The organism is Weissella kandleri (assembly GCF_001438705.1).
Lineage (GTDB): Bacteria > Bacillota > Bacilli > Lactobacillales > Lactobacillaceae > Weissella > Weissella kandleri.
Map to the genome: position 1 here is coordinate 190,802 of NZ_JQBP01000001.1, position 14,827 is coordinate 205,628.

General features: G+C 39.1%; 11 protein-coding genes. 9 read left to right on the plus strand and 2 right to left on the minus strand.

Annotated elements, in window-relative coordinates:
- The first annotated feature begins 76 nt into the window (after positions 1 to 76).
- Positions 77 to 2,872: an isoleucine--tRNA ligase gene (ileS, locus tag IV73_RS01035; protein WP_057753565.1), complete on the plus strand. Its 2,796-nt coding sequence runs from the start codon at positions 77 to 79 to the stop codon at positions 2,870 to 2,872.
- Positions 2,873 to 2,928: 56 nt separating this feature from the next.
- Positions 2,929 to 3,378: a MarR family winged helix-turn-helix transcriptional regulator gene (locus IV73_RS01040; protein ID WP_057753568.1), complete on the plus strand. Its 450-nt coding sequence runs from the start codon at positions 2,929 to 2,931 to the stop codon at positions 3,376 to 3,378.
- A 111-nt stretch (positions 3,379 to 3,489) separates the two neighbouring features.
- Here the strand turns inward: IV73_RS01040 and IV73_RS06495 are convergent, their stop codons facing one another.
- Entirely contained in the window at positions 3,490 to 4,176 is a 687-nt protein-coding gene (locus tag IV73_RS06495; RefSeq protein WP_083485518.1) for a class Ib ribonucleoside-diphosphate reductase assembly flavoprotein NrdI, read from the minus strand.
- Between the two features lie 281 nt (positions 4,177 to 4,457).
- Here IV73_RS06495 and nrdH point away from each other — a divergent pair, with 281 nt between their 5' ends.
- The 3 genes from nrdH to nrdF all read left to right on the plus strand — a co-directional run bounded on the left by nrdH (position 4,458) and on the right by nrdF (position 8,133).
- Positions 4,458 to 4,691: a glutaredoxin-like protein NrdH gene (nrdH, locus tag IV73_RS01050; protein ID WP_057753571.1), complete on the plus strand. Its 234-nt coding sequence runs from the start codon at positions 4,458 to 4,460 to the stop codon at positions 4,689 to 4,691.
- A 280-nt stretch (positions 4,692 to 4,971) separates the two neighbouring features.
- Positions 4,972 to 7,143 carry a class 1b ribonucleoside-diphosphate reductase subunit alpha gene (gene nrdE / locus IV73_RS01055; RefSeq protein ID WP_057753574.1) on the plus strand — a complete coding sequence of 724 codons (2,172 nt, stop codon included), beginning with the start codon at positions 4,972 to 4,974 and terminating at the stop codon, positions 7,141 to 7,143.
- Between the two features lie 18 nt (positions 7,144 to 7,161).
- Positions 7,162 to 8,133 (plus strand): class 1b ribonucleoside-diphosphate reductase subunit beta, encoded by a 972-nt coding sequence (gene nrdF / locus IV73_RS01060; protein WP_057753577.1) that lies wholly within the window; start codon positions 7,162 to 7,164, stop codon positions 8,131 to 8,133.
- A gap of 70 nt (positions 8,134 to 8,203) precedes the next feature.
- Here nrdF and IV73_RS01065 read toward each other — a convergent pair whose 3' ends face one another.
- Positions 8,204 to 9,304, minus strand: coding sequence for a M24 family metallopeptidase (locus IV73_RS01065; protein WP_057753580.1), 1,101 nt, complete (start codon positions 9,302 to 9,304; stop codon positions 8,204 to 8,206).
- A 184-nt stretch (positions 9,305 to 9,488) separates the two neighbouring features.
- Between IV73_RS01065 and ccpA the strand changes: the two genes are divergently transcribed.
- From ccpA to IV73_RS01085, 4 genes are all read left to right on the plus strand, one after another.
- Entirely contained in the window at positions 9,489 to 10,484 is a 996-nt protein-coding gene (gene ccpA, locus IV73_RS01070) for a catabolite control protein A (RefSeq protein ID WP_057753582.1), read from the plus strand.
- A gap of 229 nt (positions 10,485 to 10,713) precedes the next feature.
- A complete protein-coding gene (locus tag IV73_RS01075) occupies positions 10,714 to 11,799 on the plus strand; it encodes a GntR family transcriptional regulator (RefSeq protein WP_057753584.1) in 1,086 nt (361 codons plus the stop codon).
- Between the two features lie 721 nt (positions 11,800 to 12,520).
- Complete coding sequence (locus tag IV73_RS01080) at positions 12,521 to 13,495, plus strand: glycoside hydrolase family 43 protein (protein WP_057753587.1); 975 nt, start codon at positions 12,521 to 12,523, stop codon at positions 13,493 to 13,495.
- Positions 13,496 to 13,510: 15 nt separating this feature from the next.
- The gene (locus IV73_RS01085; RefSeq protein WP_057753589.1) at positions 13,511 to 14,755 is read left to right on the plus strand and encodes an oligosaccharide MFS transporter; all 1,245 of its coding nucleotides are present in this window, start codon (positions 13,511 to 13,513) and stop codon (positions 14,753 to 14,755) included.
- The last annotated feature ends 72 nt before the right edge of the window (positions 14,756 to 14,827 follow it).

The following is a 14,827-nucleotide window of genomic DNA, read 5'->3' on the forward strand; positions in this document are numbered from 1 at the left end:
GATGCGGAATTTTTTTTTTAAGTCATGTTGATGCACCCGTTTTGTAGATATAAAGAAGGAAAGGAAACCCAAACGCATGAAGATTAAAAATACGTTAAACATTGGTAAAACAAAGTTTCCCATGCGAGGTAATTTACCAACGACGGAGTTACAACGAGAAAAAATTTGGGCTGATAATAAAGTCTATGAGGCTCGGCAAAAGTTAAACGCCGGTAAGCCTTCCTTTATTTTGCATGATGGTCCTCCATATGCGAATGGAAATATCCATATTGGACATGCTATGAACAAGATTTCAAAAGATATCATTGTTCGTTACAAGTCAATGAGTGGTTTTAATGCCCCCTTTATTCCAGGTTGGGATACCCACGGATTGCCCATTGAACAACAATTAACCAAAATGGGCAAAGATCGTAAAGCGGTTGGACCAGTCATTTGGCGTAAGATGGCTGATGAATTTGCGCATAAGCAAGTTAAAAAGCAGATGAATGACTTTAAGCGCTTGGGAATTGCGGCGGATTGGGATCATCCTTATCTGACTTTGATGCCTGAGTTTGAAGCTGCACAAATTCGTGTTTTTGCGACGATGGCGGAAAAAGGTTATATTTATCGTGGTAAGAAGCCAGTCTTTTGGTCATGGTCGTCTGAATCAGCTTTAGCAATGTCTGAAATTGAGTATCATGATGTGACCGCTCCAACGGCCTTTTATGCTGAACAGGTTAAAGACGGGAAGGGGTTGTTGGATGATGAAACTTATTTCGTCGTTTGGACCACGACTCCTTGGACGATTCCTGGTTCACGGGGAATTTCGGTGAATGCCAACTTCACCTACGTGCAAGTGCAACCAGCTGGCTCAACGAAAAAGTATATCTTAGCGAAAGATTTATTAGCGGATGATGCGGCCTTGTTTGGTTGGGACAAGTATGAGGTTTTAGCTGAATTTAAGGGGACTGATTTAGAGTATATGACAGCCACGCATCCTTTTAACTCAGAGATTGAGTTATTAGTGATGCTTGCCGACTTCGTAACCTTGGACGCTGGGACTGGGTTAGTCCATACTGCACCTGGATTTGGAGAAGACGACTTCTTTGTTGGTCAAAAGTATGGGCTAGAAGTGGCCGTGCCGGTTGATTATCAGGGGAAAATGTTGCCAGAAGCCGGGTCTGATTTTGCAGGTTTGTTCTATGAAGACGCGAATGAAGTTGCGTTAAAGAAGTTGCAAGCACAAGGTGTTTTGTTAAAAGAAGAACCAATTACACACTCATATCCATTTGATTGGCGCACGAAAAAGCCGGTCATTTACCGAGCAGTGCCACAATGGTTTGCTTCAGTTTCTGATTTCCGACCTGAGTTATTGAAGTCATTGGATGATGTTAACTTCTCACCAGAATGGGGAAAAAAGCGCCTTTACAATATGTTAAAGGACCGTGGTGATTGGGTTATTTCTCGGCAACGTGTCTGGGGAGTGCCTTTGCCAATCTTCTACGCTGAAGATGGCACACCAATCTTAGATGCTAAAATTATTAAGCATGTGGCTGATTTAGTCGCTGAGCATGGTTCAACTTATTGGTTTGAACAAGATGCTAAGGACTTGTTGCCAGCAGGTTATACCAATGACCATTCGCCTCATGGTGAATTTACCAAAGAAAGCGACATCATGGACGTGTGGTTTGATTCTGGAACTTCACACCAAGGTGTTTTGGCGACTCGCGATAATTTGTCATTCCCTGCTGACTTAGTGTTAGAAGGTTCTGATCAATACCGTGGATGGTTTAATTCATCCTTGATTACATCTATTGCTGTGACTGGACAAGCGCCATACCGAAATGTCTTATCACAAGGCTTCACTTTAGATGGTAATGGCGAGAAGATGTCAAAGTCATTAGGTAATACAATTGTGCCAAGCGAGATTACCGATAGTATGGGGGCTGAAATTATCCGCTTGTGGGTTTCATCAGTTGATACTTCTCAAGATGTGCGAGTATCCATGGATGGATTCAAACAAACTTCAGAGGCTTACCGTAAGATTCGTAACACTATGCGGTTCCTTTTGGCTAACACGAATGACTTTAATCCAAAGGCTGATACTTTAGCCTTTGCTGACTTGACCCCTGTTGACCAATATTTCTATGCTCACTTTAACGAAGTGGTATCCGAAATTTTGGCCGCTTATGATGCATATGATTTCCAGACGGTTAATAAAGTATTGATGAACTTCATTAATACGGATTTGTCAGCGTTTTATTTGGACTTCAATAAAGATGTCTTATATGTTGAAGCGCCGGCGAGCCAAGTTCGGCGTTCAGTGCAAACGGTGCTTTATAAGCTGGTAGTCGCTTTGGATAAGTTGATTTTACCAATCTTGCCCCACACAGCTGAAGAAATTTTTGAATATTTGCCAGCTGAGGTCGGTGATTTTGCTTACTTGACGGAAATGCCAACGGTAGAAGAACTCGGGGACGTGTCGGAATTATTAGCGAACTGGACGGACTTTATGGACCTGCGTTCAGCGGTCAATAAAGCTTTGGAATCTGCTCGTAACCAAGAATTAATTGGTAAGCCCGCAGAAGCCGCTTTAACCATGTATCTCACAGATGCACAAGCTCACATGGTTGCACAATTGCGACAGGATATTCGGGTAGTTTTGATGGTTTCACAATTAACTTTGCGAAAGGTTGATGAAGCACCGGCTGAGGTTCAAATGTTTGATGAATTCTTAATTCAAGTAGAACATGCTAGGGGGGAGATGTCACCACGCGATCGGATGTACCATACCGATTTGGGAGCTGACCCAGATTTTAAAATGTTATCAGCGCACGAAGCCCAAATTATTCGTGAAAACTATCCAGAAGCATTGACTGAAGGATTAGAATAAGCTTGATTGGCCCCAGATAAATAATGAGTGTTTTGAAATGATTAGGGGAATAAAACATGGAAAATAAAGACGCTTTTGAAGCAGTCAATGAAGAATTGGTAGACGTTTTTAACAATGCAATGTGGATTGAAGAAGAAGTCTTGAGAAATTCAGCATATAATGACTTAACGTTAAAAGATATGCATGTTATTGCTGCCATTGGGGATGAACAGCAGGTGACCGCATCACGTTTAGCCGAAATCATTCGGGTGACACCTAGCACGATGACCAGTGCAATTGATAAATTAGTCCGTAAGAATTACGTTCAACGTGAACGGAACCAAGATGATCGACGGGTGGTGTTGATTACACTTACTGAATCAGGACAAAAGGTTTGTGATATGCACGCGGAGTTTCATCGTAAATTAACCAAAGCCTTGTTAAGTAGTTCCGATGAAACGGTTAATCAAAATATTCAAACTGCGCTTGGGCGGTTACAACAATATTTGCGTAATTTAAATCAATAATGTTAAAAAAAATAATCTTTGTAATTAGAACGTTCATTTCTAACTGCAAAGATTATTTTTTGCCTTTAATGAGAAAATTTGGTTAGTTGTAATCGTATAGATAGTGTATATTTAGCCAAATTCATAGGCTAAATGCATTTGATAATGTTGGTTCCCTAATAAGCCAATTTGCTTACTATAGAGCTGATTGAGTTGATCTAAAGCGGTGATGGAGGGTGTACTTTGTTGATCGGAAAGTTGTTCTAGCAGGGGTGAAACCCATTTGGTATCATGGTTAACTAATAAGTAAGTTGGCTGTTGTTGAGCATTGAAAGCCCGGTAAATCTGTTGGACGGGATGCTTTGTCTTTTCGGCGGGTTGATTATCCAATGTAAAAATCGTTTGATAGACGCGCTTGATATCTGTCTTGGTACCACGCAATTCATAGTTATCAATCAAGGGAGCATTAAAAGCAAGACTATAACGGCGGGCTGTTAAGAGATACTGAGCGTTAAAATTTTTATTTCCCGAACCGATAATACCAATAATGTTATCAAAATTGGGTAAATCAGTTAGCGTGTCATATAAGTCAGTCGTCATAATTTCACGTACACCTTGATCAATTCCATTCCCACCGTCTAAATAAGTAGGAACGAAGACAATGGTTGGTAAAGTTAACTGGATTTCTGCGGCTGAAGTGGTAAGTTCAGTGGGGATTAATTCTAAATTGTCGGCCTGGCTCCGGCTAAAATTAACTAGGTGATTTACAAATGATTTGGTATTACCGGCAACAGATATATATAGTAGTTGAATTTGCATAATAAACCTCGAGAGTAATTAATAATTTGGCAATTAAGACATAAATTTTAAAAGTCATAAGAATAGTTTATCAGAAAACAAAAATAAATATAACACTCTGTTATTTTATCTATAAATTGTAAAATAGTTATAAACGGTGTTTTAAAGCCGTTTTAATGAATTAATTGGCATATTAAATAAATTTAAATATTGCATTCTGTTATTTACGTGAGTATACTAAAGGACATAGAAACGGACTAAGCAAAAGAAGATAATTTCGAATAGAAAGAGGGTATACAGCGATGGCAGTAACAGTTTATACGAAAAATAATTGTGTGCAATGCAAGATGACTAAGAAGACTTTGGAACAATATGGAATTGATTTTGTAGAGAAAAATGTTGAAGAGGATGCACAGGCAATGGACACTTTGAAGAGTCAAGGTTACCAAGCAGTGCCAGTTGTGTTTGCGGATCAAGCTGAACCTATTAAAGGGTTCCGACCTGACTTATTAAAGCAATTGAAGGTTGCAATTTAATTGGATTTTGGATGTGTTAATGCTAAAAACGAATGTGTTAATTGATTCCATACAACTTTGATTAAGGAAGATGCAGGTTTGGACATGACGAATTCATTTACAAAGGCAAGTAGGATTCGATGGAATGGTGCAGGGCCTTTTTTTATTGGTTTGGATTGGCTAAACTGATGATTTTTGATTGAAATTAAGCAGATTTTGACCGGATGGGGGCCAATTTAGGTGGCAATTAAAATCTAGGATTCACTGGATGGTACTAGACAAAAATAAAGGAGTTTGAGTGATGGCATTAGATGAATTAAATCAAGATACGTTAACGTATTTTGACTTAAATAATGAATTAAATATTCCTAAAGATGGGATGATTCAAATTGGAAAAGATAAGGAAGCTTTAGCGGCCTTTTTACGCGAAAATGTACAACCGAATACTTTAGATTTTGATAATCTGCAGGCGCGGTTTGATTATTTAAAAGCTGAAGGCTATGTTGATGCACAGATGGTTGATCAATATCGCTTTGCTTTTATTGAGAAATTATATCAATTTTTGGAAGATGCTGATTTTCACTTTAAATCCTTTATGGCTGCCTATAAATTTTATGCGCAATATGCATTAAAGACGAATGATAAGCGTTTTTATGTTGAAAATTATATTGATCGAGTGGCAATGAATGCGCTGTTCTTTGCCCATGGCGATGAACAATTAGCATTGGATTTGGCTGATGAAATGGTACATCAACGTTATCAACCGGCGACCCCATCATTTTTAAACGCTGGGCGGGCGCGGCGTGGTGAGTTGGTTTCGTGTTTTGTGTTGCAGGCGACTGATGATATGAATTCGATTGGACGGACGATAAATTCGGCCTTACAACTGTCTAAAAAAGGCGGGGGCGTTGGAATTAATTTATCTAACTTACGTGAAGCAGGTGCGGCGATTAAAGGAGTAGCTAATGCGGCATCTGGTGTCGTACCAGTGATGAAGCTATTAGAAGATTCATTCACGTACTCGAATCAAATGGGGCAACGGCAAGGAGCCGGGGTTGTCTATTTATCAGTCTTTCACCCAGACATCATGCAATTCTTAGCGACTAAGAAAGAAAACGCTGATGAAAAAATTCGGGTTAAAACGTTATCGTTAGGTTTGACCGTGCCAGACAAGTTCTATGAATTAGTCCAACAAGATGCCACGATGTATTTATTCTCACCTTATGATGTTGAGCGTGAATACGGACAGCCGTTCAATTACGTGGATATTACGGCTGAATATGATCGCATGATGGCTAATCCAGCGATTCATAAGACGATGCTGCGCGCGCGTGATTTAGAGAATGAAATTTCAAAGCTTCAACAAGAGTCGGGTTATCCATATGTGATTAATATCGATACGGTTAATCGGGCTAACCCGGTAGCTGGAAAAGTGATTTCATCAAATCTTTGTTCTGAAATTTTGCAAGTCCAAACCCCAAGTAAGATTAATGATGAACAAACGTATGATCAAATGGGACACGATATTTCTTGTAATTTGGGCTCAACTAATATTGTCAATATGATGGAAACCCCTAATTTTGAAAAATCAGTTGAGACCATGTTGCGCGCTTTGTCATACGTTTCAGATAGCTCCAATTTGAATGTGGTACCAACCGTTCAGGCCGGAAATCAAGCCTTGCATGCAGTTGGATTAGGTGCGATGGGATTAGCTGCCTTTTTTGCTAAGAATCAAATGCACTATGGAGATACTGAAGCGCTGGACTTTACTAATATTTATTTCATGATGCTTAATTACTATACATTGAAGGCGTCTAATAAATTAGCGCGGGAACGCAAGACCACGTTTACGAACTTTGAAGATTCAGCTTATGCCGATGGTAGCTATTTCCAGCCATATCTTGATGAAAACATTCAACCGCAAACATCAAAGGTGCAGCAAATTTTTGCCAAGCATCATGTACCAGATGCGCATGATTGGGCTGAATTGAAGCAATCTATTCAAAAAGATGGACTTTATAATGCATATCGTTTGGCCATTGCGCCAACGGGTTCAATTTCATACGTGAATGATTCAACCGCTTCATTGCATCCAATTATTAATAAGGTCGAAGAGCGACAAGAGAAGACAATTGGTAAAATTTATTACCCAGCGCCTTACTTGCAAAATGATACTCTCGCATATTATGATTCAGCTTATGATATGGATATGCGTAAGGTCATCGATGTGTATGCGACCGCCCAAAAGCATATTGACCAGGGGATGGCGTTGACGCTCTTTATGCGTTCAACCTTGCCAGAAGGTCTTTATGAATGGAAGCAAGGGCGCACCAATAAGATGACGACACGTGATTTAAATATCTTACGGATGTATGCTTATCATAAAAATATCAAGTCGGTCTATTATGTGCGGACCTATACGGATGATGATGGGGAATTGAGCGTTAATGAATGTGAAGCATGCTCAATTTAAGCAGATGGGAGATAATAAATGAGTGACGCATACCAAGCAATTAATTGGAATTTAATTGAAGATCAGGTTGATAAAGCGACATGGGAGAAGTTAACGGAGCAGTTCTGGCTCGATACTCGGATTCCTTTGTCAAATGATTTAGATGATTGGCGAAAAATGATGGCTGAGGAACATCAATTAGTTGGGCATGTTTTTGGTGGCTTAACCCTGCTAGATACGTTGCAGTCGCAAAATGGAATGAGTTCTTTGAAAACAAACGTCCGGACACAGCATGAAACCGCTGTTTTAAATAATATTGAATTTATGGAATCAGTGCATGCAAAGTCTTATTCATCGATTTTTGAAACGTTGAATACCGCCCAAGAGATTGATGAGATATTTGCATGGACGCAAGCGGATGAACACCTACAATTTAAAGCACAAAAGATTAATGATGTTTATCACAACGGGTCGCCTTTGCAGAAAAAAGTTGCTTCTGTGTTCCTAGAAACGTTTTTGTTTTATTCAGGATTTTACACACCACTGTATTACCTTGGTCATAATAAGCTAAATAATGTGGCGGAAATCATTAAATTGATTTTGCGCGATGAATCAGTGCACGGAACTTATATTGGTTATAAATTCCAACTTGGCTTTAATGAATTAGAGGAAAATCAACAATCTGAATTAAAGGACTGGTTGTACAGCTTCCTATTAGAGTTGTATGAAAATGAAGAGCACTTCACGCATACCTTATATGATCCAGTGGGATGGACAGAGTCAGTCTTAACTTTCATTCGATATAATGCGAATAAAGCCTTAATGAATTTGGGACAAGATCCATTGTTCCCTGATGGGGCCGATGATGTGAATCCAGTTGTGATGAATGGAATTTCAACGACGACTTCAAATCACGACTTTTTCTCACAAGTGGGAAATGGGTATCGCTTGGGGCAAGTTGAAGCCATGGAGAATCAAGATTATTTGTATGGTTTGAATGATACAAAATAATAATTTGCAGCTAATAAAAAGCACTTTGTCAGCGGGAAGTTCCCGGGGCACGGTGCTTTTTAAATAATTATTAGTCTATAATGCGAAGATCTTTTGAAAGATGCGTGAATGAATCAGCACCGTTTTCAGTTAAGACCACAGAATCTTCAATTCGAACGCCCATATCGCCTGGAATATAAATTCCTGGTTCAATCGAGAAGACCATTCCTGGTTCTAAGACCAAATCACTGCCACCCATAATTTGTGGATATTCATGAACGGAAGAGCCAAGACCATGACCAAGACGGTGTACGAAGTACTCACCATAACCAGCTTTGGTGATAATATCGCGCGCAATTTGATCTAATTCACCAGCGGTCATACCGGGCTTAACTTGATCTTGCGCAGCTAATTGTGCCTCTAAGGTTACTTGGTAGACTTCGCGTTGATGATCAGTTACCCCTTGGAAGGCAACGGTTCGCGTAGCATCGGAAACATAACCGTCGTAAATAGTTCCGAGGTCAAAGAGGGCCATTTCATTAGGCTTTAGAATATTATTGCCAGTGGCACCATGTGGATTAGCTGCGTGGGCACCGAATTGAACTAAAGTGTCAAACGACATGCCAGGGATGCCACGCTTTTTAGTGTCATATTCTAAAGCAGCTGCCACAGCTAACTCAGTGGTTCCGGCACTTAATGCGGCGAAGCCAGCTTCAAAAGCGATATCGGCATCACGCCCAGCTTGATGCATTTTTTCAATTTCATCGGCACTCTTGTGAAGCCGCATGTTTTGAATTAATTCGGTAATGTTAGCATCAAAGTGAGCTTGCGGTAAGACATGTTGGAGCGCTTTGGCACGTGTTAAGGTCAGTTGAGTTTCTTCAATTGCAAGGTGCAAAAGGGGAGCTTTAGGTGCTGAAAGTGCTGTAGCCAATAAAGCCCAACCATCTTCTTGATCTTGGTAACCGGTGACGCGACCTGACCAGCCGGTTTGCCGCACCGCTTCGACTTCTAGAGCTGGCGCAAAGATCAAAGGCTCATCCTGGGCGTAAATTGCTAAAACTAAGATTCGTTCAATCGGATCTGATTCAAAACCGGTTAAATATGCAATAGTGTGATAATCAGTTAAGAGAGCCATATCGAGTTCATTTTGATTCAGCCAAGTTTGAATGGCTTGGATTTTTTGATTCATCGTAGTACTCCAATCTAAAGTAATTGTTATTAATTGTACAACTAAAAATTGATAATAGCCAATGATAAAAAGGAATCAATGTGATATTATTCGCATTGATTCGCAAATGAAAACGGTTGTATAAGTTTTCATAACTTGCTATAATTGTTAAACATTAATAAGTGAAAAATGGAGATACGGGACTATGGAAAAACAAACCGTGACGATTTATGATGTTGCACGTGAAGCTGGTGTTTCAATGGCTACTGTTTCACGTGTTGTGAATGGAAATACGAATGTTCGCGCCGAGACCAAAGAGAAGGTTGAGGCTGTGATTGAACGCCTAGATTACCGTCCAAATGCGGTCGCTCGTGGCTTGGCATCACGCAAAAGTACAACGATTGGAATCATTGTACCTGATGTAACGAATGTATATTTCTCAGAATTAGCACGTGGAATTGACGATGTTGCGCAAATGTATAATTATCAAATTATTTTGACTAATTCCGATGAGAAGAACAATTCAAATGTGTTTGAATCATTATTGGGCAAACAAGTAGAAGGTATTTTGTATATGGGTAACATTATTGATGATAATCTTCGTGACAAAATCAAAAAGAATAATGTGCCAGTCGTCTTGTCAGGATCTGTCGATGTTGAAAAACAACTTCCATCAGTGAATATTGATTATGTCTCAGCGATGTATGAAGTTACTAAACATTTGATTGAACATGGGCATCAAAAGATTGCCTTTGTTTCAGGCCCATTAGATGAAACCATTAATACTGAGTTTAAATTTAAAGGTTACCAAAAGGCTTTGGTCGAGGCTGGTTTGGATTATACAGATGACCTATTGGTGTCGGGTGATTATAATTATCAAAGCGGCTACCAACTAGGGGCGATGGTGCATGATTCAGGTGCCACTGCAGCCGTGGTTGTCGATGATGAAATGGCAGCGGGAGTCTTGAACTATATGACTGATCAAGATGTTGTAACGCCAGATGATTTTGAAATTGTGACACTTAATAATTCGCATATTACTTTATTAACACGGCCACAATTAAGCTCAGTAACGCAACCTATTTATGATATTGGGGCCGTCTCAATGCGGATGTTGACCAAATTGATGAATGGTGAAGAGCTGGATACACATGATATGATTTTGCCACATGGGTATGCTGGTCGGGGAACTACGAAGTAAATTTAACCATCAGCTCAAACGCCAGTCCTTTGGTTGGACGGGCGTTTTTTTGGTTGGCGGATTAGATTTTAAAGCAGGTTAGTTAAAATATGGATGAGTTATTCGGACCAATAAATTTTTAGTAGGTATGAAAGTAATAATTTTGGAATAAATGTTAAAATATCCGCGTAGTTGTACGGGTTGATGGTATAATTATTGAGTTAATATATGGATGAGAAAGAGGAAAAATATGGCGGCCAAGTACGAGTTAATCAAAAATAAAATTAAAGAGGAAATCGAAGCTGGGGACTATCGTATTGGAGCGAAGTTGCCAACTGAATCTGAATTAATGGCTCGTTTTTCGGTTTCCAGATTTACGGTTCGACGAGCAATTACGGATTTAGAAAACGAAAATTATGTATATAAAGTGCAAGGTGGGGGGATGTTCGTTGATAATTGGCGGGCGCCGGTAGCCACTAGTGGGTCCACGAAGTTAATCGGAATGGTGACGACCCATATTGCGCATTACATTTTCCCAAATATTATTAGCGGCGTGGACCGGGCGGTTTCAAAACAAGGCTATACCATGTTAGTTGCGAACACGCATAATGATCCGGTGCGTGAGCGTAAAGCCTTGTTATCAATGTTAGACAATAATGTCGCTGGGTTGATTATTGAGCCGACACAAAGTGCTTTTAATAAAGAAAATTTGGATGTCTACCAGCACATTGATGAGTTAAATATTCCAATTGTGTTTATCAATGCGATTTATGAAGGTTTGGATTATCCAGTGGTAAAGCAGTCTGACGAAATTGCGGAAAAACATTTAGTAGAATATTTATTTAATAAAGGGCATAACAAAATTTTAGGGGTTTTTCAAGTCGATGATTTGCAAGGAGTCCGCCGGATGAATGGCTTTATTGGCGCTTATCAGGCTAAGCCAGAATTGGCATTAAATTCATCAACCATTATGTATCGTTCATCGGATCCGATTAATATGGTTCTAGGTAAGATAGAGCAATATCTGAAGGTGAATCAAGAAATTACCGCGATTGTTGCTTATAATGATCAACTGGCCATTGAGATTTATGATTTGATCCATGAAATGGGACTGAAGATGCCCGATGATATTTCGATTGTTGGCTTCGATGATTATTTGTTAGATGAGTACGTCAAACCTAAGTTGACCACCATGACGCATGAAAAAGAACGGATGGGTGGGGACGCCGCCAATCTGCTAATTCAGGCTTTGAATGGCGAAAAGGTCGCATCCGTAGATTACGAACCAACTTTTATTGAGCGGGAGAGCGTACGAGATATTAAAGAGGGCCATTAATTTAATAGCGAAATCAAAACTTAGTCCATGGGACTAAGTTTTTTTATTATGAGTGAGTGGTGTGTAATTGAATAACTTTTTTGTGTGTTAAGCAATATAAGCGTTATCTTTTGAATGATAGAATATGTTTGTAAATAAATTTGGAGGAATACCAATGCTTGAAACTCAAAGAATGAAGTTAGAAGTCGCGCCGGCGGGCTATGTAAAATCATTCGGCTGGTTTCTTAACGGCGATTGGAAGTGCCTTTTGTATTAAGATAGGTTCGAGATTAGGCGGATTTTTTACCACCGCTAATCATAAAAAAACGGCTACGGTGCTAATCCTGTTCAGACAAAGTCAGCATTAGATGGGATTAAAAGTTTGTTCCAGCAAGATGCTTTATCATTGTTACAGGTATCATGTTAGCATATCGTAAGTTTGAAAAAATGGGAGATGTCGTAAAAGCAGATTTAGAAGAACGTTAAAGGAATTCAGCTCCGGGATTAAAGTTTTAAGGCTAGTTTTTTTTTATTAGCAATATTATTTTATATAGGCTGAAAAAGGGATTGTGAAATCGATTGCAGCTACAGAAGATAATTTGTTATTAATTTATATGCTTTTTAAAAACATTTTAGCTTGATTTATACGTAAAAATACTTTATTATACTTAATTGTAAACGGTTACATTAATTATGTTAGTGAATTTTAGTAAGCAAATAGCAAAACTAAGGAGTGTTTTTCATGGAAAATTATAATCCATTAATTATTCAACGAGCGGACCCTTATATTTATAAGCATACAGATGGCTATTATTATTTTAGTGCTTCGGTCCCTGCATATAACTTAATTGAGTTACGTCGTTCAAAGACGATTTCCGGATTAGCGCATGCGATGCCGCGTACGATTTGGCGTAAACATGCAACAGGGACTGGGGAAGAGAGTGAATTAATTTGGGCCCCAGAAATTCATTTTGTTAATGGAAAATGGTATGTCTACTATGCAGCTGCGCATACGACAGAGTTTGATGCAAACGGAATGTTTCAACACCGGATGTACGTGATTGAATGTGATGCCACTGATCCAATGGAGACAGAGGATAACTGGGTTGAAAAGGGACGAGTGCAAACGCCACTTGATACATTTGCCTTGGATGCAACAGTTTTCGAACATCAAGAGCACTTGTACTATGTTTGGGCGCAAAAAGATCCAGAAATCTTCGGGAATACTAATATTTATATTGCTGAAATGGAGAATCCATGGACGCTTAAAACCACACCATTTATGCTAACCAAGCCTGAATATGAGTGGGAAACTCAAATCTTTGCGGTTAATGAAGGCCCTGCTATTTTGCACCGGAATGGTAAATTTTTCTTAACTTTCTCTGGTAGTGCTACGGATGAAAATTATTGTATGGGGATGTTGTATGCTGATGAAGATAGCGACTTACTCGATCCGGCAAGCTGGACTAAAGTTGATCATCCCGTCTTTACTTCAGATGTCGAGCATGACCTTCTAGGACCTGGACATAATTCATTTACTGTGTCTGAGGATGGCCAAAAAGATTTGTTAGTTTATCACATTCGCAACTATGCCGATATTAAGGGTGATCCTTTGTATGATCCGAACCGGCATACGATGATTCAAGAATTTAGCTACGATACAGACGGCTTCCCGGTCTTTGGAAGCCCAGTTCAATTTACAGATTTATCAAATTAAGAGGTAGATAATATTATGAATACAACAACAGAAGAGAAGGGAATGTTTTGGTCATTCCCAGTATCGCACTTTTCTTATTTTTTCATATGGGCGATTGTTAATGGTTATTTAACCCTGTGGTTAGAGCAAGTTGCGCACTTAAATGGTAGTCAAGCTGGAATTATTTTCTCAATGATGGCAGTGATGTCGTTAATTTTCCAACCCATTTTCGGATATGTTTCTGATCGATTGGTCATGAAAAAGACCTTGGTCTTTGTAATCCTATTAGCTGGGACTTTGATCGGACCTTTCTTTCAATGGATTTTCTTGCCATTATTAAATTCAACAAACGCCATGGTCGTGGCGATTGTAACTGGAATCTATTTATCATTTGTTTTAAATGGTGGAGTTTCGGTTATCGAACAGTATATTCAGCGGGCTTCAATCACTAATAACTTTGAATTTGGTCATTCTCGTATTGGTGGATCAATTGCGGGAGCAGTTGCCTCATTCATTGGTGGTCGGCTATTCTTATGGCAGCCAAATGCCATCTTTTGGGCAGCCAGTCTGTCGGCTGTCATTGCCCTTATAATGTTTTTGTTCTTTGATAAAATTTTAGATCATAATGTCGCTGCGGCTACCGATCATTTAAGTGACAAGGTTAATATGAAGGACGTTTTGGCTCTCTTTAAAGTTCGAAATTTTTGGATTTTAGGTATATTCTATATGGGAGCTTCGGCTTTATATGATGTATTTGATCAACAATTCGTAATTTTTTTCCAGAGTTTCTTTCATACTGTTTCACAAGCAACAACGGTTTATTCTAATACAGTAACGGTTCAGATGTTTATTGAAATGATTTTGATGATTCCAATGCCTTACATTATTAATAAAATTGGGGCACGTAATGGTTTGTTGATTTATGGATTTATTACTGCTTTGCGGATTATCGGGACGGCGCTAGCACCTAATTGGATTTTCATTGTGGTTTTGCGGTTGTTAGCTGGATTTGAAATGCCATTGGTTTTGGTTTCAATTATGAAGTATATTGGTCTAACATTTGATAATCGTCTGTATGCCACTGTTTATGCACTGGCTGCGAACTTTATGAAGCAAGTGTCAGTCTTTATTTTTTCAGCATTAGCTGGAACTATGTATGACAACATTGGGTTCCAACACACGTATTTGATCATGGGTGGAGTCGTTTTGATCATTACTATTATGGCCACATTTTTCTTGGATAAAGAGCACGATGATCCAAATACAATTCCAAAAATGTAAATTCGTTAGATAAATAAAGAGTGCCTAATGGGTTAATTAGGTGCTTTTTATTTTGCTCGTGTAACAAACAAT